This is a genomic window from Polaromonas sp. P1_G2 (assembly GCF_056405515.1).
In genome coordinates this window covers 1-366 of sequence record NZ_JBFUBY010001703.1, presented here as the reverse complement: position 1 = coordinate 366, position 366 = coordinate 1, and the positions used below count along the sequence as shown (strand labels likewise).

Here is a 366-nt window from a genome sequence, read left to right as displayed (position 1 = left end):
GCCTGGTGCGGCTGGCAGCCAAGCTGGCGGATGGTAGATACCAAAAAAGCGGCACCCGAAGGCACCGCTTTTTCAATCCGGTCAAGCCGTAATCTTTATTCAGCCTTGGTCTCGGCAGCTGCAGCTTCAGCGGCAGCGGCTTCGGCAGCAGCCTTCTCGGCGGCAGCCTTTTCAGCGGCTGCGGCAGCTTCCGCAGCAGCCTTTTCCGCAGCCAGTGCCTGGGCAGCGGCAAGCTTTTCGGCTTCGATGCGAGCCTTCTCAGCCTGCAGCGCCTGGCGTTCGCCTTCGTTCAGCTTGCGGGCGCGGGCATTGGTGTTTTCGACGATACGGGCAGCCTTGCCACGCAGGTCGCGCAGGTAATAGAGC

Annotated in this window: 1 protein-coding gene; it reads right to left on the bottom strand. The window is 62.6% G+C overall.

The window, feature by feature from the left end:
- Window positions 1-95: 95 nt before the first annotated feature.
- The coding region (locus AC1D0P_RS32195) for a hypothetical protein (protein ID WP_477680435.1) at window positions 96-366 on the bottom strand (271 nt) is incomplete at its 5' end.